The sequence below is a fragment of the Hypericibacter sp. genome (assembly GCF_050729195.1).
Lineage (GTDB): Bacteria > Pseudomonadota > Alphaproteobacteria > Dongiales > Dongiaceae > Hypericibacter.
Genome location: NZ_JBOHKS010000134.1, coordinates 1 through 20409 on the forward strand (window position 1 = coordinate 1; position 20409 = coordinate 20409).

Genomic DNA, 20409 nt, shown 5'->3' on the forward strand with positions numbered 1-20409 from the left:
GAAGACGATGTTCTCGGCGACGGTCTTGTGCGGGAACAGCAGGAAGTTCTGGAACACCATGCCGATATTGCGGCCATAGGGCGGCAGATCGGTCACATCGCGCCCGGCGATCAGCACGCGTCCGGTATCGGGCGGCTCGAGCCCGGCGATGATCCGCAGCAGCGTCGTCTTGCCCGAGCCGCTGGGCCCCAGCAGCGTGAAGAACTCGCCGCGATCGATCGTCAGGTCTATGCCGTCGACGGCCGTGATCGGGCCGAAGCGCTTGCCGACGGACTCAAGCTTCAGCGTTGCGTTTGGCACAGCTCTCCCACTCGCCTCGACTGACCGATCCAGAATATTGGAGCCGCCCCTTGGCGGGGCGGCCCGGCTCCGTGAACGTCCCCCGACGTTACGATGCCTCGACGTCGGACCAGATCCGCTCCCACTTCTCGGGCGAGGAGGGCTGATCGAACATATGCAGCTGGCTAGCCTCGCTGCTGCGATTCTGGAAGTAAAGTTCGATCTCGTTGGGCGAAAGCAGGTCGCGCAGATCGACGGTACCGCCATAGCCGGTGCTGCGCACCACGCGGACGTAATTGTCCTTCTTGAGGAAGCTGTCCATCCAGTGATGGGCGAGCTCCACCCGCTCGGAATCGGCGCCCGAGCTGATCATCCAGGTATCGACCCAGCCCAGCCCGCCCTCCTTCGGCTTCAGGACGTGCTGGATATCGAAATCGAGCTTGCCGTCCTGCTTCAGCACGGTCAGATGACGATAGGTCTCGGCGAACTCGGGCGCGGCCCAGACCGCTCCACCGCGCATCAGGCGGTCGAGCGCGTCATAGTCCTGATAGCGCGTGAGCAGCAGCTTCTTCTGCTGGATCAGGAGCTTCTTGGTCTCCTCCAGCTCGGCATCGGTGAGATTGTAGGGATTGAAGGGATTGCCGTCGGGCCGGGGCCCCGAGATGGTGCCGAGATTGGTCGCGGCGAGGATGCCGATCAGCGCGATGTTCTCCTCGAAGCGCGAGTTGGTCGACATCTTGCCTTTGTACTTCTCGTTCAGCAGCAGGCTGATCGAGCCGATATCGCCCGCGGCGACCTGGCTCGAATTGACCGTGATGCCGTAGCCGCCCCAGCAATTGGGCGCCGCCACCTTATGCTCGCCCGACGGGTCGGCGAGCAGCGGGAATTTCGGCGGCAGGAAATCGGGGAACACGTTCGCCATGCTCCCGATCTTGCCGTAATCGACCGCCTGGGTGAGACCCTGGCGGAAATAGAGCCGCGGCCAGAAGCCGTCGCCCTGGACGATGTCGAAATCCTTGGTGCCGCCAACCTTCATCTTGTTGAAGGCCTCGGAGTTGCCGTCGAAGAAGGTGGGCGCGAACTTCGCGCCGAACTTCGATTCGAACTCGGCGATGGTCTCGTTGATGGCGTAGGGCTGCCACATCAGCAGCCGCAAGGTCGGTGTCGCCGCCTCGGCATTGCTGATGAAAGGCGCCATCGGACGGAAAGCCAATCCCGCGCCGGCGATCGCGGCGCCTTTGAGCAGTGCCCGGCGGGTGGTGCCGGCGCGGCGCGCCGACGAAGCAATGCGCAGTCTCGTATGAGAAATCGACATGGCGTTCTCTCCCTGTGGGGTGCCGGCAGGCCGGCCGATGGCGTTCGCCATCTTCTTGACCGCCACAGATTGCAACACAATTGCTACTAAATGCAATATAGTGCTAAAAATGCCTCATCGAGGGGCGGCGGTGCCCATTCCCTGGGCGCCGGACCGGCAGAAATCCTCGAAGGGGCACGCACCCGAATCGCCGGCGCCGGCTATAGAGACAGGCGGGGGCGACGGGACGGACGAGAGGAAACAAGCGTGTTAGCCGAGGAACGGCAAAACCAGATTCTGTCGATGGTGAACTCGCGCGGGTCGGTCTCGATCACCGAGATCCAGCGCAAGCTCAAGGTGTCGCGCGAGACCGTGCGCCGCGACCTGCTGCTGCTCGCCGAGCGCAACCGGCTGCGCAAGACCCATGGCGGCGCGCTCTCGCTCGAGCGCAACGAGCCCGAGATCGAGGTGCGCCAGGTCACCAATGTCGAGGGCAAGCGCGCCATGGGACGACTCGCGGCCAGCCTCGTTCCCGACGGCGCCTCGGTGATCCTCGCCAGCGGGACCACCATGCAGAGCGTGGCCGATGCGCTGCTGACGCGCGAGGGCCTGACCATCTTCACGAACAACATTTCCAGCTGCAGCAAGCTCGTCGGACACAACAAGAACCGCGTCTATATGCTGGGCGGCGAGGTGCAGCCCGCCAACGGCGCCACGCTGGGCCGCGACGCCACCACCATGCTGACGCATTACTTCGCCGATTTCGTCTTCATCGGCGCCGGCGCCATCTCGCCCGCAGGCTGGCTCATGGACTACACCCGCGAGGAAGGCGAGCTGCACAGCCTGATGCTGCAATCCGCGCGCACGCCGGTCGTGGTCGCCGACCACACCAAGTTCAACCGCTACGCCCCGGTCCGCGTCGACAATTTCGACAAGGTCACGCATCTGGTGACCGACCGGCGGCCCGACCCCGCCACCGCCGCCACACTTGCCAATCTGCCGCTCGAGCTGCTCGTGGTCGGCAGCGAGGACTGATGAGACCCGCTGTCCGCGACCGGTTCCGGACCGCCACGCCACCGCTTTTCTGATTGGAGATGAACGATGAAGCATGAAGCCCTGCGGCGGGAGATCGTCGCCGCCTGCATCAACATGAACGCCCGCGGCATCAACCAGGGCACGTCCGGCAATATCAGCGTGCGCGTGCCCGAAGGTTTCCTGATCACGCCCTCGGGCATGACCTATGAGGAGACCAAGCCCGGCGACATCGTGGTGATGCATCTCGACGGCACCCATGAAGGCAAGCGCAAACCCTCCAGCGAATGGCGGTTCCATCGCGACCTGATGAAGACGCGGCCCGAGGTCGGCGCCGTGGTCCATACCCATTCGATGTTCGCGGCGACGCTCTCCTGCCTGCATCTCGACATCCCCGCGGTGCATTACATGATCGCCGCGACCGGCGGGAGCAAGATCCGCTGCGCGCCCTATGCGACCTATGGCACGCAGGAGACCGCGGACAATGCGCTGAAGGCGCTCAAAGGAAGCCTCGCCTGCCTGCTCGCCAATCATGGCATGATCGTGCTGGGGCCCAATCTCAAGAAGGCGATGTGGCTCGCGGTCGAGGTCGAGACCCTGGCGGCGCAATATTGGCGGGCACTGCAGATCGGCAAGCCGAAGATCTTGCCTGATGCCGAGATCCAGAGGGTGATCGAGAAATTCCGCGGCTACGGCCAGACGAAAGAGACTACCGTCACGGGATGCTGCTGAGAGCCTCATGATCGTCGGCGTCGATGTCGGCACGCAAAGCCTCAAGGCGGTGGTCGCTGACTCCGCATTGAAGCTCCGTGGCCGCGCCGCGGAGGCCTATAAGCCGAGCTTCCCGCAGCCCGGTTGGGCCGAGCAGCATCCGGGCTTGTGGGAACGCGCGCTGGGACCGGCGATCGCGGCCGCCCTGGCGCAGGCGGGCGTTGGACCGGGCCAGATCGAGGCGCTGGGCATCTGCGGCCAGCTCGACGGTTGCGTGCCGGTCAATGACAAGGGGCAGGCTGCCGGCAACTGTCTGATCTGGATCGACCGCCGCGCCGAGGCCCAAACCGCCTCGATCCCGGCCGGGACCGTGCGCGCCACCGGCGGGCTGGTGCTGGACGCCAGCCATATGGCGGCAAAGATCCGCTGGCTCAAGCAGCAGGGCGATCCTTCGATCTGCCGTTTCCACCAGCCGGTCTCCTATCTGGTCGAACGCTTGACCGGCCGCGCGGTCATGGATCACGCGCTGGCCTCGACCAGCATGGTCTATTCGCTGAAGGATCGCCGTTACGATCCCGCCCTGCTCGGCCTCTTCGGGATCGAGGAGCATGAATTGCCGCCGCTGGCCGAAGCCGCGGACGCTGCCGGCAGCTTGACGTCGCAAGGCGCGGCTCTCACCGGATTGCCCGCCGGCATTCCCGTGGCCGTCGGCACCGGCGACGATTTCTCGACGACGCTGGGTGCCGGTGTCGTCGATCCGGGTCCGGTCGTGGTGGTGCTGGGCACGGGCGAAGTGGTGGGTGCCATCCACCCTCAACCCACGATCGACCAGGAAAGCCTGGTCGAGACGCACGCCTATCCGGGTGGCGCCTATCTGATCGAGAATCCGGGCTGGCTCTGCGGCGGCGCCCTGGTCTGGCTCAAGGAGCTGTTGGGCACCGCCAGCTTCGCGGCGCTCGATGAGCTGGCGGCCGAAGCGCCGCCCGGTGCCGACGGATTGCTGTTCCTGCCGGCGCTCACCGGCGCCATGGCGCCCGAATGGGTTCCGGCGGCGCGCGGCTGCTTCTACGGGCTGACACCGTCGCATGGCCGCGCCCATTGGGCCCGTGCGGTTCTCGAAGGCTGCGCCTTCGCCATGCGCGACGTCACCGACCGGCTGGCGCAGATGGGGCTCCGGACCGATTCGCTGCTGCTGCTGGGCGGCGGCGCGCGAAGCCGCATCTGGGGCCAGATCCGCGCCGACCTGACGGGCCTGCCGGTGCAAGTGCCGCCGGAGATCGACGGCTCGCCGGTCGGCGCCGCGATGCTCGCGGCCGTCGCTGCCGGACGCATCGCCGATCTCCGGCAAGCGGCGGCGCTGGTCAGCGGCGCGCGCCAGACCTTGCAGCCCGTGCCCGGCCACAAGGCCGTCTATGACGACGCCTATGATCGCTATCGCCGCCTGTTCGCGGCGCTCAAACCCCTCTACGAACCGGCCCTGCCGGCGCGATGACTGGCTTCAGGAGTTGGACGCGGTGACACAGGATATCCTCGCGCAGATCGTCTCGGGTACTTATCCCGATCCCGATGGCGGCGCCCCGCTTCGGGTGGCGACGCGATCGGTCGTGATGGCGCGATCGCTCGCCGGCGTCGAGGGCGAGCTGGTGGCTCCGCTGGGGCTGGGGAATCGCCTGGCCGTCGTGAGCGACCGCACCACCCATGAGATCCTGGGCGCGCGGGTCGAGCGCGCGCTCGCCGCCAAGGGCGAGGTGGTGAGCGTGATCCTGCCGAACCGTCCCCATCCCGACGGCGAAACCGTCGCGACGATCCGCGAGGCGACGGCGAGCGCCGATGCGCTGGTCGCCGTGGGATCGGGCTCGATCAACGATCTCTGCAAATATGCGAGTGCCCAGGACCGCAAGCCCTATGTCGTGTTCGGCACCGCGCCCTCGATGAACGGCTATACCTCCGTCAATGCGGCGATCACCGTTCATGGCCACAAGAAATCCCTGACGGCCCAAGCGCCGGTCGGCGCCTTCATGGATCTCTCGGTCATGGCGGCGGCGCCCGTGCGCATGATCCGCTCGGGGCTCGGCGATTCGCTTTGCCGCCCGACCGCCCAGGCCGACTGGCTCCTGGCTCATCTGCTGTTCGACCAGCCCTATCGCAACATGCCCTTCGTCCTGCTGGCGGCGGACGAGCTGCCGATGCTGGAGGAGACCGACGCGCTGGTCGCGGGCGATATCGGCGCCATGGAGCGGCTGGTGCGCACACTCCTGCTCTCAGGCTTCGGCACCGCGATCCATGGCAACAGCCAGCCGGCGAGCCAGGGCGAGCATCTCATCAGCCATTACGCCGATATGCTGGGCGATCACGGCTGGCCCGCTTCGTTCCATGGCGAGCAGATCGGCGTCACCACCCTCAGCATGGCGCGGCTGCAGGAAGCGATGCTCGAAGGGCCGCCGCCCGAGCTGGCACCCGATCGCAACAGCGAGGCCGACTTCGTCGAACGCTTTGGCGAGGCCATCGGCAAATCCTGCTGGGCCGAGTTCGCGCAGAAGCGGCTCGACGCCCCCCGCGCGGCTGCCCTCAACCAGCGCATCGCCGAGCGCTGGCAGCGCATCCGCGCCACCATCGCCGAGGTGATCTATCCGGTGTCGCTGCTGGAAAAGGCGCTCGCCCGCGCCAAGGCGCCGATGAAGCCGCAGGATATCGGCTGGCCCGAGCCCTTCTATCGGACGGCGCTGCGCCACGCGCGCGAGATCCGCAACCGCTACACCTTCCTCGATCTCGCGGCCGACAGCGGCCGGCTTGAGAAGCTGGCCGACCGGATCTGAACCCGAGAGCTGATGAAAGTCTGTCCCCTCCCCCGGGAACGGGGGGCCAGGGAGGGGGAAGACGCGATACCGAGTCATCCCCCTCCCTAACCCTCCCCCACAAGGGGGAGGGGAATCTAAATGGTGCTCTCACCGAGCCGCGCGGGGAATCCGGGGGCGCGCAGATCGGTCTTGAGCGCGTCTTCCAGGAGCTTCACCACTTGCGTCGACCAGGCGTTGCCGCCATAGGTCTGCTGCGCCTGCTTGAAGAGCTGCTGGGTCAGGCCGGCGAGCGCCAGCGGCACGCGGAACTCCTCGCCGAACTTCATCGCGAAGCCCAGATCCTTCAGCGCCAGATCCATGGTGAAACCGATATCGTAGCTGCCATTGAGGATGAGCTGGCTCTCGGTCTCATGCACGAAGCTGTTGCCGGAGCTGGCCTTGATGGCATGAAACGCCTTCGCCAGATCGAGACCGCCGCGCTTCGCCAGCATCAACGCCTCGCCGGCCGCCACCAGATGGATGAAGGCCAGCATGTTGGTGATGACCTTGATGATCGAGGCCGATCCCAGCGGGCCCATATGGAAGATCTCGCCGCCCATCGCCTGCAGCGCCGGCCGGTGCTGCTCGAAGAGGTCCTTCTCGCCGCCGCCGAGGATGGTGATGTCGCCGGTCGCGGCGCGATGGACGCCGCCGGTCACGGGCGCCTCCAGCACCGAGATGCCGCGGGGTGCCGCCAGCGCCGCCAGGGTCATGATGTCGTCGCGGCAGAGCGTGCTCATCTCGATCCAGGTCCCGCCGGGCCGCAAGCCCTCGAGAATGCCGCCGGGGCCCGCCAGCACCTTGCGCGACTCCGCCGGCGAAGGCAGACAGGTCAAGACCGCATCGCAGCCGTCGGCCAGTTCGCGGGGGCTCTCGGCCCAGGCGGCACCCATGGCCAGATGGCGATGCCCTCGCGAGCGGTCGATGTCATAAACGGTGACCGCAAAGCCCGCCTTGAGCAGGCTCGCCGCCAGATGGCCACCCAGATGGCCGAGCCCGATATAGCCGTAACGCATGATGATGCTCCGCCTATTGCCGGCCGTAGCCGTCGATCGGCCGATAGGTCGGCACGAGATGAAGATCGGAGCCCTTCCAGGGATGGGCGAGCGCCACGGCCTCGTCGAGCTCGATGCCGAGGCCCGGCTCGGTCGGCGGGATCACATAGCCCTCCTCCCAGCGGATGCCCTTCTTCAGGATCTTCGCGTGGAAGCCGTCCCAGCGCTCGATGCTCTCGAGCACGAGGAAATTCGGGATCGCGGCGGAGAGATGGACGTTGGCGGCACCCTCGACCGGCCCGCAATAGAGATGCGGCGCCACCTGCGCGTAGAAGGTTTCGGCCATGCCGGCGATCTTCTTCGCTTCCAGCAGCCCGCCGACGCGACCCAGCGCCATCTGCAGGATCGAGGCAGCACCCAGCTCCAGCACGCGCTTGAACTCGTATTTGGTGGTGAGCCGTTCGCCGGTCGCGATGGGGATCGTCGTCTGGCGCGCGACCTTGGCCATCTCTTCCGGCATCTCCGGCGGCGTCGGCTCCTCGAACCACAAGGGATCGTAGGGCTCGATCGCGCGCGCCAGGCGGATGGCGCCCGAGCTGGTGAACTGCCCGTGGGTCCCGAACAGCAGATCGGCCTTGGTGCCGACCGCCTCGCGCAGCCGCTTGCAGAAGAGAGCCGAGCGCTCGATCGCCTCGAGGTTGGGCTGGCGCGGATCGAAGGTCGAATAGGCGCCGGCGGGATCGAACTTCAGCGCGGTGAAGCCCATCGCGAGGTATTCAAGGGCGCGCGCGGCGGCCGCATCCGGATCGCTATAGACCGGCGAGTTGGAATAGGCGCCGCCATCCTCGGGGCGCGGATAGATATAGGTGTAGCTCCGGAGCCGCTCATGCACCTTGCCGCCCAAGAGCTCATAGACCGGCTTGCCGAGCGCCTTGCCGTTGATGTCCCAGAGCGCCGTCTCGAGGCCCGACAGCACGCCCATCAGCGAGATGTCGGGGCGCATCGAATAGCCGCGGCCATGGACATTGCGCCAGAGCGTCTCGATCCGGAACGTGTCCATGCCCAGCACATGGCGCTCGAACACGTCCTTGATCATCTCGACGATGACCTCGGGCTTGAAGGTCGCGTTATAGACCTCGCCGATGCCTTCGATGCCGTTGTCGGTGACGAGCTTGACGAAGATGAAATAGCGGCCGCCCGCCAGCGGCGGCGGGTTGCCGACCACGAAAGTCTTCAGATCGGTGATCTTCATGACATGTCTCTTTCGGCGCAAGGATGGAGCGTTCGCCGCGATCCGATGACGCAGCGCCAGGGTGAGGGCCGGTTCCCAAAGGCGATCTTGCCGGGGAACCGGACCCCGATTGCGGTCAATCCGCGCCTAGGCGAACCACCAGCGTTGAGTGATCTTCAGACCGTCCACATCCCAATTGCGCGCGAGCTTGTCGGGATGAGCGACATTCTTCGCGTGGGCGCCGACATAGTTGTAGAACATCAGCACCATGGCGCCGCCGTCGTCATGCACGATCTGCTGCATCTCGCGATACATATCGGCACGCTTGGCCTGGTCGAGCTCGGAACGCGCCGTGCCCAGCAGCTCGTTGAAGCGGGCATTCTTCCAGAAGGTCTCGTTCCAGGCGGCGCCTTCCGCGTAAGCCGTCGTGAACATGAGATCCGCCGTCGGACGGCCGCTCCAGTAACCCAGGCACCAGGGCTTCTTCATCCAGACCGCATCCCAATAACCGTCGTTGGGCTCGCGGATCACGTTGATATCGATGCCGGCCTTGGCAGCGGATTCCCTCATGATCTGCGCCGCGTCGACCGCGCCGGCGAAAGCCGCGTCGGCTGCCGACAAATCGACCTTGAGCGAGCTCAAGCCCGCCTTCTTGAGGTATGACTTGGCCATGTCCGGGTCGTAGCCGTGCTTCGGCGACGGATCGGCATAGAAGGGCATGCCCGGTGCGATCGGGCTGTCATTGCCGACCGAGCCATGCCCCAGCAGCACCTTCTTCACGATCTGCTCGCGGTCGATCGCGTATTTGAGCGCGAGGCGCACATTGACGTCGTCGAACGGCGCCACGTTGGTGATCATCGGCGCGATGTAGTGCGCAAAACCGCTGACCTCGGCGATGCCGATCTTGTCGTTGCGCTGCAGCAGGCTCATCGTCTTGAGATCGACGCGGTCGATATAGTCGACCTCGCCGGTGACGAGCGCGTTGGTGCGCGCATTCACGTCGAGGATGGGCAGCACGACGATCTCGTCGAACCAGGTGTCGCGGAAGTAGTTCGGATTCCGGGCGCCCTCGGCGCGCACGCCGGGTTCGAACGTCTTCATCTTGTAGGGACCCGTGCCGTCCCCGGACTGCCAGTCGGCCTTGCCGTCCTTCGCCGGCATCAGCGGGATGTGATAGTCGGACGCGATATAGGGGAAGTCCGCATTGCCGGCCGAGAGCGTGATGATGACCGTGTCCTTGCCGTCTGCCTTGACGTCGGTGACCGACGTCAGCAGCGACTTGGCGGCGGATTTCGAATCGGCGCTGCGATGATGATTGATCGAGACGACAACGTCGTCGGCGTCGAGCGTCTTGCCGCCATGAAACTGAATGCCCTTGCGCAGCTTGAACACCCACTCCGTGGCGCCCTTCGACGCCTCGAACGTCTCCGCCGCGTCGCCGGTGATGCTGCCGTCCGCCTGGACCTCGGTCAGGCTCGAGCGGAGCGAGGCCCAGCCCCAGATGCCGTTGAAGGTGTCGGGATAGAGAGCCGGATCGAGCGTGTCGGTGGTGGCGCCGCTGCCGACCGCGATACGGAACCGGCCGCCCTTCTTGGGCTCGGCGCGGGCCGCGGAAACGAAGGCGGTGTTGGCGGCGGCAACGGTGAGGCCGGTCGCGACCGAGAGCTGAATGAAGTCGCGGCGCGACATGCGTCCCTGCGCGACGAGCCGCTTCATCAGGTTCAAATCCATGCTGATCCCCCTTGTCCGGTTCATTGCACCCGAGTTCAGGCGACGTCGGCCTCCGGGGGCCTAACGCCGCCATTTGGTCGATCTGAGCCTAAAGGGATGGGATTGCACAAATCAAATGAAGGTTTATCGTAATAAGACCCTGTTTTATTTTTGGATTTGTATGGCTACAGGAGTCGCTCGATGGCCTATCGGCTGCCTTCCATGGTCTGGCTCAGGGCTTTCGAGGCCGCGGCGCGCCATGCCAGCTTCACGGCGGCCGCGGAGGAGTTGGGGCTGACCCAGGCGGCCATCAGCCATCAGGTCCGCTCGCTGGAGAAGCAGCTGGGCTATCCGCTGTTCGAGCGGCTGCCGCGCCATCTGAAACTCACGGAGATGGGCCGCGCCTATCTGACACCGGTCCGCAAGGCCTTCGACGAGCTCTCCGCCTCGACCACGGGATTGTTCGGTCCGATCGGGGAGACGGTGCTGAACCTGCGCGTTCCCGTTTCCTTTGCGGTGCTCTGGCTGGCGCCCCGGCTGCCCGAATTCTGCCGCGCCTATCCGGACATCCGCCTGCGGCTCCACTCCGCCATCTGGGCGGATGCCTTGCCCGCGGACCGTATCGATGTCGATATCCGCTATGGCCATGGCAGCTGGGCGGGGTTCAGGTCAGAGCTGTTGTTTCGCGTTCCCTCGGTGCCGGTGAGCCCGATCGGATCGCGCGTCACGCGCCCCGCCGACATCCAGGAGGAGAACCTGATCCTCATCATGGGGCTCGAGGATTACTGGCTGCGGCTGTTCGAGCTGACGGGACTGGAAATCCCGATGCATCGTCAGCTGGTGACGGTCGATACCTCCATGGCGGCGCTCGAGCTGGTCGAGGCGGGGATGGGTCACACCATCGTGCTGCGCTGCTTCGCCGAACGCTTCATCACCGCCAATCGCGTGCAGCGCTCCTTCGACATGGAGCTGCCGCAGGACAATGCCCATTATTTCCTGTTTCGCGAGGACGAGAAGGCGCTGAAGCCCGAGGTGCGGCTGTTCCGCGACTGGATCATGGAGCAGGCGGCGAGCGCCTGATCGTTCCGGCAGGGGGGAAAGATGTTCCGCACGCAGATCAAAGCGAAGGTTCGCGCCTTCCGTTCTGGAAATCCTTGTCGATATCCTTGATCCAGCGCTCGAGATTTTCGGACAGACCGTCCCAATCGGCATGCAGACTGGCCTTGATGTCGTCCCAAGGCACCGATTTCGCCTCGATGAGTCGCTGGCGCAGCAGGCTGGATTTGAGCCGCAGCACTTCGACCTGGCGCTGATGATTCGCCGTCGCGGCACCGCCCTCCAGGATGCGATCGGCAGCCGCGGCCAGGTTCTGATCCAGGGCCGCCAGACGGCGATGCAGTTCATCCAACGTGAAACCGGCATTCATGGCTGGACCCTCTCCCGCATGAGTTCCGCCGGCGCCAGGGGCTGGCGCCCGCCTCCTTTGAGAACGAGTGACTTCCGCCGCCGGTTCCGACGTCGCCTCCGATGCCCGCGATCTAAAAATGCTATTTATATCAAATACCTAGAGAGATGTTGGGGGAAAGCATGGGCCGAAGCCCAAAGGGAAGCTAACCGCGGGTTGACGGGAAATTGACGATTTCCCGCCGATTCTCTGGTTTCGCAATCCAGGGAAAGCGTCGTCGATGAGCAGCATATTTCCGGCCAAGGTCGAGCTGTTGGCCCGTTCCTCCGCTTCGTCCTGGCTGGCGCGATTCACGCGCGAGCTTCCGCGCTCTTTTCGCAGCAGCGCTCCCATCCTCGCCCTGGTTTTCGCTTTCCTCATCGGCGGCATCGTCCTGGCGAATCTCGCGGGCATAGAAGGCTTCGCCTCGCTCTACTTCAATGTGCCGACCTATGTCGTGTTCGTGCCGAACATGATCGTCTATCTGATCATCTGCCATGTGATCCGCGTGATCGTGACCGAGCGCCCCAAACGACCTCTGGCCCGGTTCAAGCAGGATTTCCGCACCATCCTGGCGACACCGGAACGGATCGCCTCGGCTCTGCCGATCCTGCTCTGCCTCCCGCTCTTCGGCGGGACCTTCACCCTCGTCAAATCCACCATTCCCTTGCTCAATCCCTTCAGCTGGGATCGGACCTTCGAGCAATGGGATCGCTGGCTGCTGGGCGGCGTTGCCCCCTGGGAACTGCTGCATCCGGTACTGGGGCAACCCCTCATCACGGCGGCCATCTCCTGGGCCTATGCGCTGTGGTTCCTGATTCTCGCCTTCGTCATGGCGTGGCAGGCCTTCGCGTTGCAGGACCACCGTTTGCGCGTGCAGTATTTCTACGCAACCTTCCTCACCTGGATTCTTCTGGGCAGCGTCGGCGCGATTCTCCTCTCGTCGGCGGGTCCGTGTTATTTCGGACGCGTGGTCGAGGGCCCGGATCCCTATGGACCGCTCATGACCTATCTGCGTGAAGCGGACCAGCAGTTTTCCGTTCTGTCGGTCGCGACGCAGGAACTGCTGTGGATCGTCCATTCGCAGCGGGATCTGATGCTGGGCTCCGGCATCTCGGCGATGCCGAGCCTCCATGTCGCCATGGCAATGCTCTTCGCACTGGTCGGCTGGCGCCACTCCCGCCCGGTCGGGATCTTCTTTACCGGCTTCTTCATCCTGATCGCGCTCGGATCGGTGCATCTCGGCTGGCACTATGCTGTCGACGGGCTCGCGGCGATCGCCGGCGCCTTCTTGATCTGGAAGGCCAGCGGCTGGCTCGCCCGTCGCACCGTCGCTGCCGCGCCAAAACCCAAACCGGCTTGATCCCTATCGCGACCGCTTGAGCGCCGTCCATTCGGCGGGAGCATCCGCGGGCCAGGGCACGAGCGGGGCCGGAAAGGCACCGATCTGGCCGATCGTCCGCGCCGCGGCTTCCGCGCCGCGAGCGAGCGAGGCCTCCAGTTCCCGGCTGCGCGCATAATGACTGAGGAACCCGGCGGCGAAGCTGTCGCCGGCACCGGTGGTATCGACCACCTTGCGCACCGAAACGGCAGGCACTGCGATCCGCTGCTTCTCCCCGAGCGCGAGGCTGCCCTCGACCCCCAGGGTCACGATGAAGACGCGTCCCGCCCGCCGTGCGATCGCGTCGAGCTCGTCGATCAGCGCCCCTTGCGTCGCCGAGAGGCCGAAGAAGCCCAGATCGAAGCGCTCGGCATAGCGGTGCACATAGCGCAAGGGATCCTCGGGCGTGCCCAGATTGCAGTAATCGAGCGCGCGCAATCCGCCGGAGGGCGCATCCGCGACCGTCTCGAAGAAATCGGTGATCTGGGTGAAGACCGTGGCGATCATGACGTCGCCCTGGCGCAGGATCTCCCGCTCCGGACCGGTCAGGCGATGCTGCGCCAGGACGCCCGCCTCGTAGCGCACGAAGACGCGCTCGCCCGTCGCATCATGGTCGATATATTGAACCGGGGTGACGCCGGGACCCTTGGCGATGAAGGCGCCCACACCCAGCCTTGCGATCGTTCCCTCGACGACCGCCGCCTCGCGATCCTGGCCCAGCGCCGTTAGCACGCTGATGCGATCGCCGGCCTCGAACCAGATTTTGGCGTTGGCGGCGAAATTGAGCGAGATGCCGCCGGGCCGGTCCGCGCGCAGATCGACATAGCGGTCGATCCCGCAATCGCCGACCGCCGTGATCTTCACCGCGCCAGGCTCCGCGCCGCCGCGACCAGCGCCTTCACCTTGTCGAGCGAGATGTAGTCGCCCTGCTTCAGGCTGGTGCCGACGATGGCGCCGTCCGCGATCGACAACAGCTCGGCCGCGTTGGCGAGATCGGTGCCGCTGCCGAGCAGAATCGGCATGGCGCCGGCGCCGCGCTTGGCGAGCGCCACCTCGGCCGCACCCGGCGGCTCGGCCGTGGCATTGCCGCTGACGATAGCGGCCGCGGCATGATGCTGGCGCGCCAGTCGCGCCGATTCATCGAGACCCCGCGCCACCGTCATGCGCGCATATTTGACCTGGATGTCGGCCAGCACCAGCACGTCATCCGCGCCGATGCGGTGGCGATAGGCCATCACACCCTCGGGATCGATATGCATGGCGCCGCCATGCTCCGGCCGCTCCATCGGATCGACGAAGTAGTCGGTGCGGATGAATTTGGCGCCCGACGCCTTGGCGACGGCGAGCGAGGCCGCCGGGTCGTTCAGCAAAATCTCGATGCCGATGACGCAGCGCCGGGCGGCGGCCACCACCTCGCGCGTGATACGCGTCATCGCGGCCGTGGTCTCGGGCGCCGACAGGACCACATGCGGCCGGTCATCCTCGTTCTCGATAAGCACGCCGTCGGCGCCCCCCGCCTCCAGCGCCGCCAGGTCGGCCAGCGCCTTCGCGACCGCATGGTCGATGCCCTTGGATTGCGGATATCCCGGCAGCGCCGGCAGATGAATCACGCCGATGATCGGCTTGGGTCTGGGAAAGAGATCGGTGAACTGGGTCATGACAGCGGAAAATGGCAGCGATGGGTGTGATGGCTGCCCATGTCATGGACGGCGGGCCGTTCGCGGCGGCAGAGATCCTGGGCAAAGGGGCAGCGGGTATGGAACTCGCAGCCGACCGGGCGGCGCGCCAGGCTCGGCACCTCGCCCTTGAGCGCCACCTCGGCGCGCCGCTTGTCGGGATCGGGCTGCGGCTGGGCCGCGATCAGCCCGTCGGTATAGGGATGGGCGGCGCGGGCGAAGATCTCCTGCGTCGGGCCATATTCGACGAAGCGGCCCATATACATGATCGCCATCTCGTCGCTGATATGCCGGACCACCGCGAGATTATGGGTGATGACGAGATAGGTCAGCCCCAGCTCGCGCTGCAGGCGCGTCATCAGATTGAGGATCTCGCCCTGGACCGACACGTCGAGGCCGGCGGTCGGCTCGTCGGCGACGATAAGCTTGGGCGAGAGCGCCACGGCCCGCGCGACGCCGACGCGGCGAGCCTGGCCGCCCGAGAGCTGATGCGGATAGCGGTCGGCGAAATCCTTCGGCAACCCCACCAGCGCCAGCAGCCGCCTGGCCTCGGCGTGCAAATCGCGATCGCTCAAGCCATGGACGACAAAGGGCTCGGTGATCAGCGACTTGACCGAGCGGCGCGGGCTCAGACTCGAGATCGGGTCCTGGAACATCATCGCCACATGGCGCAGATAGCCCGAGGAGGGCTTGCCGGTCTTGAGCGGCTCCTCGCCCTCGAACCGCACCGTGCCGTTGGCGATCGGGACCAGACCCAGGATGGCGCGGCCGAGCGTACTCTTGCCCGAACCGCTCTCGCCCACCAGCGCCATGGTCGTGCCCGGCTGGACCCGGAAGGAGACATCCAGCACCGCGTCGAGGAAGCGGTTCTGGACCTGGAACACCGAGGCCTTGATCGGCCCCATCAGCGGAAAGCGGACATGCAGCCGCTCGATCTCGAGCAGCGGGGCCGTTTCGGTCGCCAGCCGGCGCGCCGCGTCAGCCATGGGCGGCTCCGTCCAGCAAATGGCAGCGCGTCACATGGCCATGGCTCACGGTCCAGTCGCCCGGCGCCTCGACCCGGCAGCGGTCGAACACCTTGGGACAGCGCGGCGCGAAGACGCAGCCCGGCGGCACATGCAGCAGGTTCGGCACGTCGCCCGGAATCGTCGGCAGGTCGCGGCTGATCAGGTCGATCCGCGCCGGATCGCATTCGAGCAGCGCCTGGGTATAGGGATGTTGGGGGCGATGGAAGATCTCCCTCACCGGCCCCTGCTCCACCACCTCGCCGGCATAGAGCACGACGACGATGTCGCAGAGCTCGGCGATGACGCCGAGATTGTGCGAGATGAACAGGATCGAGCCGCCGAATTCCTGCCGCAGCTCGCGCAGCAGATGGATGATCTGCGCCTCGAGCGTGACGTCGAGGGCCGTGGTCGGCTCGTCGGCGATGAGGAGTTCCGGCTTCTCCAGGAGGCCCATCGCGATGGCGATGCGCTGGCGCATGCCGCCGGAGAACTCATGCGGATGGCGCTTGAGCTGGCGCTCGGGATCGGGAATGCCGACGCGCTTCAGCATCTCGATCGCCTTGCGCCGGCGCTGGCCCATCCCGGCCGAGCGGTCGCGATACTGGATGTCCATCATCTGCAGGCCGATCGAGCGGACCGGATTGAGCGAGGTCATCGGATCCTGGAACACCATCGAGATCCGCTTGCCGCGAATGGCCCGCCAGGCGTCGGGCGTGAGCTTGCGCAGATTCATCCCGGAGAATTGCAGGCTGCCATTCGTGATCTGGGCATTGCCCTGCATCAACCCCATGGCCGCGAGCGCCAGGGTCGATTTGCCCGAGCCGCTTTCGCCGACCAGCCCGACGATGCTGCCGCGCGGCACCGCGAGGCTGACATGGCGCAGCGCATGAACCGAGCCCTTGGGCGTGCGGAAGTCGATGCTCAAATCGCGGATATCGAGAACGTTGTCGGCCTCGCCCACCGGCGCCAGGAAGGCCTGAACATTCGCGGAGGTCATGGTCAGACGATCCTCCGCAGCCGCGGATCGAGCAGATCGCGCAGCGACTCGCCGAGGAAGGTGAAGCCCAGCGTGGTGAGGATCAGCGGGAAGCCGCCGGCCACGACGATCCAGGGCGCGTCGCGAATGGCGGTGAAGCCCTCCTGCAGGATGCGGCCCCAGCTCGGCGCCGGTGGCGGGATGCCCATACCGAGATAGGTCAGCCCCGCCTCGAGCGCGATCACCGAGGGAATGTCCATGCTGGCGATGATGAAGAGCGGTCCGATGATGTTGGGCAGGATATGAACCACCAGGACGCGCACCGGCGAGGTGCCGAGCGAGCGGATCGCCAACACATATTCGGTGTTCTTGGCCGCGAGCGTCGCGGTGCGGATCAGGCGCGCATAGGCCGGCGTCTGGATCATCACCACGACGAACATCAGCGTCGCGATACTGGCGCCGAGCAGGGTCATGACCGTGAGGCCCAGGATCACGGTCGGGAAGGAATAGACCGAATCGAACAGCAGCAGGAGCGCATTGTCGAGCCAGCGCGGGCCGTAACCCGCGGTCAATCCCAGGCACAGCCCCAACACCAAGGCGATCAGGATCGAGGAGGCGCCGACCGAGAGCGCAATGCGCGTACCGGCGATGACCCGGCTCAGCACGTCACGGCCGATGCTGTCGGTACCGAACCAATGGATCAGAGAGGGGGCCTGGAAGCGGTCGGTCACATGGATCTTGAAAGGATCGTAAGGCGTGAGCCAGGGGCCGAAGATGGCGAAGAACACCATCGTCAGCACCAGGCAGAGACCGAGCAGGCCCAGCGGGTCCTGGCTCAAACGGCGCAGCACCCGCAGCAGCGAGCCTGCGGCCATGAACCCCTTCGGGACCGGAATTTCAGAGGGCTGAGCGGACACGGGGATCGAGCCAGGCGACGAGGAAGTCGGCGATGGGCATGGCGAAGGCGAACAGCGCCACGGTCATCATGACAGCGCCCTGCACCACGGGGTAATTCCGCACATTCGCGGAATCGACGATCAGCTTGCCGATGCCGGGGCGCGCGAAGATGTTCTCGGCGAAGACGGCGCTGGAGAGGAGCCCGCCGATCGCGAGCGCCAGCAGGGTCACGGTCGGCAGGATGGCGATGCGCAGGGCGTAATGGAGCACGATCTTGGGTTCGGGCAGGCCGAAGGCGCGCGCGGTGCGGACATGGTTCTCGCCCATCACCTCCAGCATCGAGGCGCGCACGATCCGCGCCAGGTAGCCGACCCATCCGAGCCCGACGGCGAGGCTCGGCAGCACGAGATGCCAGATCTGGTCCTTCGTGTCGCCATTCTCGCCGGCGCCGATCACCGGAAACAGTCCCAGCTGGATCGAGAAGAACAGCAGCGCGTAGATCGCCACGACAAAGGACGGAATCGAGATGGTTCCGACGGAGATCACGCCGGTGAACTTGTCGATGAAGCTGTTCCGCCGGATGGCCGAGTAACAGCCGAGCGGAATCCCCACCAGCGCCGACCAGCCCAGGCCCGTCAGGATCAGGATCAGCGTATAGGGCAGGTTCTCCATCACGATGGTGCTGACCGAGCGCTTGCTCCAGACGTCGATGCCGAGATTGCCGGTCGCGGCCCGGCCCAGGAACTTCACGAGCTGGACCGGCACGGGCTGATCGAGCCCCATCTCCTTTTCCAATCGCGCGCGCACTTCCGGCGTCGCGCGCGTGCCCAGCATGATGGTCGCAGGGTCGCCCGGGATCACGTGGATGGCCGCGAAGAGCAGCGTCATGGCGGTGACGCAGATCAGGATCGACAGGCCGATGCGTTGGATCAGATAGAGCAGCATGCCGTCTCCCGCAGCGGGCTCGATCGATGAGACCGGAAGCCCGAGCTTACCGGGCGATCGTCAGAATGCAATAAAAGCGGGCCTCCCCGGAGCCCGTCCCGCCGCGTCAAGAGGAAGCGGCGGGAGGATCGAGGGAGGCCCGTTGATCGATGTCTGTCCCGCGGCTCAGGCCTTGGTGCAGAGCTCGGCGCGAACTTCGCCGCCCGATTCGAAAGCGGGCGTCACGCTGTCGCTATGCGCGTAGAACAGCGGGTCGAAGGTCATCCAGACATAGGCGCCGGTGTCTTCCATGATCTCCTGCATGCGCAGATAGATCTGCTTGCGCTTTTCCGTGTCGGATTCCTGCAGACCCTTCTTCCACAGATCCTCGAACTCCGGATCGGACCAGCGCTCCCAGTTCCAGACGCCGACCTGGTCCTTGAGGAACCACTGGATCGGGTCGGAGGGATCGGGCGAGCAGCGATACTGCATGATCCAGAGCTGAAGGTTCTTCCAATCGTCGCCCTTGGATTCGAGGCCGAGATTCCAGAACGGACCGGAATCGACCGGCTTGATCGTGACCTCGATGCCGACATCGGCGAGGTTGGCCTGGATGATCTGGCAGGCCGCGATGCGCTCCGTCTGGTTCAGGGTAACGAACTCGAGCTTGAGCCCCGAGACGCCCGCTTCCTTGAGCAGCGCCTTGGCTTCCTCGGGATTGTAGTTGTATTTCGCCGCTTCGCGATGGCCGAGGATGCCGATCGGAATGCAGCCGAAGGCCTTCGGCGACACGCCGGCATAGGCGCCCTGCAAAATCGAATCGACGTCGATCGCGCGCTGGATCGCCTTGCGGACCTTGATGTCCTTGAGCAGCGGATGGTCGGTGTTCATGCCGATCCAGGAATAGAAGGGCCCCGGATTCTCGACCAGTTTCGCACCGGCCGGCATCGATTTCTTGTAGCGGGCCGCGGTCTCGGTGGTGACCGAGGTCACGTCCACCTCATGGCCTTCGAAGGCGAGCTCGGCGGCCTTGGTGTCCTCGACATCGATGAAATGCACCTCGGCGAAATAGGGCTTGTCGCCGACATAGTCCGGATTGGCCTTCAGCACCATTTTCTGCTTCGGCGTCCATTCCGTCATGGTGTAGGGACCGCATTGCGCCGGGAACTCGGTGGTGAATTTCCCGTCCTGCAGCTTCGAGGTCAGCGTCTTGGGCAGGATCGAGCCCGATTCCGACGCGATGCCCAGAAGCCAGGTCGCGACGAAGGGCGTCTTCAATACGATCACGCCGCTCTGCGCATCCTTGACCTCGACATGGTCGAGCGTGGGCCAGCGCGAGGACCAGTCGCTGGCGATCATCCGCTCGAAGGAGAACTTCACATCCTCGGCGGTGACGTCGCCGCCATTGTTGCTCCATTTCAACCCCTTCTTCAGGGTGAAGGAGATATGGGTGTCGTCGTCCTGCGCCACCTTCTCGACATAGGCGGAGGGCGCCCAGGTCCAATCGCCGTTCTTGTCATGCACCGGCACCGCCAGGCGCGGCATGCAGGCATAGAGCGCGCTGGTCTCGGCACCGCCGATCATGTAGCCGGGATCGAGCACCTGGATGTCGCCGACCATGCGAACCTTGAGAATGCCGCCCTCGGCGCCGAGCACATGCTCGGGCTTGATACCGATTGCCGCGATCGCCGCCATGGCGGCGGCACTCTGCAATACGGTGCGGCGGCTAACCTTGAATTCCATCTCCAGTCTCCCTGTTGAGTTTCGATTTCTTTCGTGATCGGCCTTGCCGGTCTCCCTGGACATACCGGCCGGCCCTACGATTGGCGCCGAGCATGACGCCTAATCCGTCTCTCGACAATCTCTCCTGTCATATTCCCAACATGGATGGCCATCACTGCCGGACCAGCCCCGGACCGGTTCCCCGTCGGGCGCCGGACCGGCCAAGCCATGCTTCTGGCAGCGATTATTCCAATATACCGGACTCCGCCCTGCCAGGTCCTGGGGACGGCGAT

Annotated in this window: 19 protein-coding genes; 6 read left to right on the forward strand and 13 right to left on the reverse strand. The window is 65.4% G+C overall.

What is annotated here, in order from left to right; all coding sequences use genetic code 11:
- The coding region (locus ACREE8_RS10305; protein ID WP_431572902.1) for an ATP-binding cassette domain-containing protein at positions 1-300 on the reverse strand (300 nt) is incomplete at its 3' end.
- A gap of 88 nt (positions 301-388) precedes the next feature.
- Positions 389-1594, reverse strand: coding sequence for an ABC transporter substrate-binding protein (locus ACREE8_RS10310; RefSeq protein ID WP_431572903.1), 1206 nt, complete (start codon positions 1592-1594; stop codon positions 389-391).
- A 246-nt stretch (positions 1595-1840) separates the two neighbouring features.
- Between ACREE8_RS10310 and ACREE8_RS10315 the strand changes: the two genes are divergently transcribed.
- The 4 genes from ACREE8_RS10315 (at position 1841) to ACREE8_RS10330 (ending at position 6132) form a co-directional block, all read left to right on the forward strand.
- The gene (locus ACREE8_RS10315; protein ID WP_431572904.1) at positions 1841-2608 is read left to right on the forward strand and encodes a DeoR/GlpR family DNA-binding transcription regulator; all 768 of its coding nucleotides are present in this window, start codon (positions 1841-1843) and stop codon (positions 2606-2608) included.
- A gap of 66 nt (positions 2609-2674) precedes the next feature.
- The gene (locus ACREE8_RS10320) at positions 2675-3337 is read left to right on the forward strand and encodes a class II aldolase/adducin family protein (protein WP_431572905.1); all 663 of its coding nucleotides are present in this window, start codon (positions 2675-2677) and stop codon (positions 3335-3337) included.
- 7 nt (positions 3338-3344) lie between these two features.
- Positions 3345-4808 carry a xylulokinase gene (locus ACREE8_RS10325; protein ID WP_431572906.1) on the forward strand — a complete coding sequence of 488 codons (1464 nt, stop codon included), beginning with the start codon at positions 3345-3347 and terminating at the stop codon, positions 4806-4808.
- 22 nt (positions 4809-4830) lie between these two features.
- Positions 4831-6132, forward strand: coding sequence for a sn-glycerol-1-phosphate dehydrogenase (locus ACREE8_RS10330; RefSeq protein WP_431572907.1), 1302 nt, complete (start codon positions 4831-4833; stop codon positions 6130-6132).
- A 116-nt stretch (positions 6133-6248) separates the two neighbouring features.
- Here ACREE8_RS10330 and ACREE8_RS10335 read toward each other — a convergent pair whose 3' ends face one another.
- The 3 genes from ACREE8_RS10335 to ACREE8_RS10345 form a co-directional block, all read right to left on the reverse strand.
- Positions 6249-7169 (reverse strand): NAD(P)-dependent oxidoreductase, encoded by a 921-nt coding sequence (locus tag ACREE8_RS10335; RefSeq protein WP_431572908.1) that lies wholly within the window; start codon positions 7167-7169, stop codon positions 6249-6251.
- A gap of 13 nt (positions 7170-7182) precedes the next feature.
- Positions 7183-8400: a mandelate racemase/muconate lactonizing enzyme family protein gene (locus tag ACREE8_RS10340; RefSeq protein ID WP_431572909.1), complete on the reverse strand. Its 1218-nt coding sequence runs from the start codon at positions 8398-8400 to the stop codon at positions 7183-7185.
- Positions 8401-8526: 126 nt separating this feature from the next.
- Complete coding sequence (locus ACREE8_RS10345) at positions 8527-10110, reverse strand: ABC transporter substrate-binding protein (protein ID WP_431572910.1); 1584 nt, start codon at positions 10108-10110, stop codon at positions 8527-8529.
- A 180-nt stretch (positions 10111-10290) separates the two neighbouring features.
- Here ACREE8_RS10345 and ACREE8_RS10350 point away from each other — a divergent pair, with 180 nt between their 5' ends.
- Positions 10291-11169 carry a LysR substrate-binding domain-containing protein gene (locus ACREE8_RS10350; protein ID WP_431572911.1) on the forward strand — a complete coding sequence of 293 codons (879 nt, stop codon included), beginning with the start codon at positions 10291-10293 and terminating at the stop codon, positions 11167-11169.
- Between the two features lie 37 nt (positions 11170-11206).
- On the opposite strand, the gene ACREE8_RS10355 is transcribed toward ACREE8_RS10350, so the two are convergent.
- The gene (locus ACREE8_RS10355; protein WP_431572912.1) at positions 11207-11515 is read right to left on the reverse strand and encodes a hypothetical protein; all 309 of its coding nucleotides are present in this window, start codon (positions 11513-11515) and stop codon (positions 11207-11209) included.
- A gap of 259 nt (positions 11516-11774) precedes the next feature.
- Here ACREE8_RS10355 and ACREE8_RS10360 point away from each other — a divergent pair, with 259 nt between their 5' ends.
- Positions 11775-12896: a phosphatase PAP2 family protein gene (locus ACREE8_RS10360; RefSeq protein ID WP_431572913.1), complete on the forward strand. Its 1122-nt coding sequence runs from the start codon at positions 11775-11777 to the stop codon at positions 12894-12896.
- Between the two features lie 3 nt (positions 12897-12899).
- Here ACREE8_RS10360 and ACREE8_RS10365 read toward each other — a convergent pair whose 3' ends face one another.
- The 7 genes from ACREE8_RS10365 to ACREE8_RS10395 all read right to left on the reverse strand — a co-directional run bounded on the left by ACREE8_RS10365 (position 12900) and on the right by ACREE8_RS10395 (position 20137).
- Positions 12900-13778, reverse strand: coding sequence for a PfkB family carbohydrate kinase (locus tag ACREE8_RS10365; protein WP_431572914.1), 879 nt, complete (start codon positions 13776-13778; stop codon positions 12900-12902).
- Positions 13775-14572, reverse strand: coding sequence for a BtpA/SgcQ family protein (locus ACREE8_RS10370; protein WP_431572915.1), 798 nt, complete (start codon positions 14570-14572; stop codon positions 13775-13777). Before ACREE8_RS10370 ends, ACREE8_RS10365 begins: the two co-directional genes overlap by 4 nt.
- Positions 14569-15576 (reverse strand): oligopeptide/dipeptide ABC transporter ATP-binding protein, encoded by a 1008-nt coding sequence (locus ACREE8_RS10375; RefSeq protein ID WP_431572916.1) that lies wholly within the window; start codon positions 15574-15576, stop codon positions 14569-14571. Before ACREE8_RS10375 ends, ACREE8_RS10370 begins: the two co-directional genes overlap by 4 nt.
- Positions 15569-16594 carry an ABC transporter ATP-binding protein gene (locus ACREE8_RS10380; RefSeq protein WP_431572917.1) on the reverse strand — a complete coding sequence of 342 codons (1026 nt, stop codon included), beginning with the start codon at positions 16592-16594 and terminating at the stop codon, positions 15569-15571. Before ACREE8_RS10380 ends, ACREE8_RS10375 begins: the two co-directional genes overlap by 8 nt.
- Positions 16595-16596: 2 nt before the next feature.
- On the reverse strand, positions 16597-17448 hold the full coding sequence (locus ACREE8_RS10385) for an ABC transporter permease (protein ID WP_431572918.1): 852 nt from the start codon (positions 17446-17448) through the stop codon (positions 16597-16599).
- A gap of 22 nt (positions 17449-17470) precedes the next feature.
- Positions 17471-18415, reverse strand: a complete 945-nt coding sequence (locus ACREE8_RS10390) for an ABC transporter permease (protein WP_431572919.1) — start codon at positions 18413-18415, stop codon at positions 17471-17473.
- A gap of 165 nt (positions 18416-18580) precedes the next feature.
- Positions 18581-20137 carry an ABC transporter substrate-binding protein gene (locus ACREE8_RS10395; protein WP_431572920.1) on the reverse strand — a complete coding sequence of 519 codons (1557 nt, stop codon included), beginning with the start codon at positions 20135-20137 and terminating at the stop codon, positions 18581-18583.
- Between the last annotated feature and the right edge of the window lie 272 nt (positions 20138-20409).

Coding starts and splice junctions, on each gene's coding strand:
- ACREE8_RS10310 (WP_431572903.1), bottom strand. CDS start 1,594: ATGTCGATTTCTCATACGAGACTGCGCATTGCTTCGTCGGCGCGCCGC.
- ACREE8_RS10320 (WP_431572905.1), top strand. CDS start 2,675: ATGAAGCATGAAGCCCTGCGGCGGGAGATCGTCGCCGCCTGCATCAAC.
- ACREE8_RS10325 (WP_431572906.1), top strand. CDS start 3,345: ATGATCGTCGGCGTCGATGTCGGCACGCAAAGCCTCAAGGCGGTGGTC.
- ACREE8_RS10335 (WP_431572908.1), bottom strand. CDS start 7,169: ATGCGTTACGGCTATATCGGGCTCGGCCATCTGGGTGGCCATCTGGCG.
- ACREE8_RS10340 (WP_431572909.1), bottom strand. CDS start 8,400: ATGAAGATCACCGATCTGAAGACTTTCGTGGTCGGCAACCCGCCGCCG.
- ACREE8_RS10345 (WP_431572910.1), bottom strand. CDS start 10,110: ATGGATTTGAACCTGATGAAGCGGCTCGTCGCGCAGGGACGCATGTCG.
- ACREE8_RS10350 (WP_431572911.1), top strand. CDS start 10,291: ATGGCCTATCGGCTGCCTTCCATGGTCTGGCTCAGGGCTTTCGAGGCC.
- ACREE8_RS10355 (WP_431572912.1), bottom strand. CDS start 11,515: ATGAATGCCGGTTTCACGTTGGATGAACTGCATCGCCGTCTGGCGGCC.
- ACREE8_RS10360 (WP_431572913.1), top strand. CDS start 11,775: ATGAGCAGCATATTTCCGGCCAAGGTCGAGCTGTTGGCCCGTTCCTCC.
- ACREE8_RS10370 (WP_431572915.1), bottom strand. CDS start 14,572: ATGACCCAGTTCACCGATCTCTTTCCCAGACCCAAGCCGATCATCGGC.
- ACREE8_RS10375 (WP_431572916.1), bottom strand. CDS start 15,576: ATGGCTGACGCGGCGCGCCGGCTGGCGACCGAAACGGCCCCGCTGCTC.
- ACREE8_RS10380 (WP_431572917.1), bottom strand. CDS start 16,594: ATGACCTCCGCGAATGTTCAGGCCTTCCTGGCGCCGGTGGGCGAGGCC.
- ACREE8_RS10385 (WP_431572918.1), bottom strand. CDS start 17,448: ATGGCCGCAGGCTCGCTGCTGCGGGTGCTGCGCCGTTTGAGCCAGGAC.
- ACREE8_RS10390 (WP_431572919.1), bottom strand. CDS start 18,415: ATGCTGCTCTATCTGATCCAACGCATCGGCCTGTCGATCCTGATCTGC.
- ACREE8_RS10395 (WP_431572920.1), bottom strand. CDS start 20,137: ATGGAATTCAAGGTTAGCCGCCGCACCGTATTGCAGAGTGCCGCCGCC.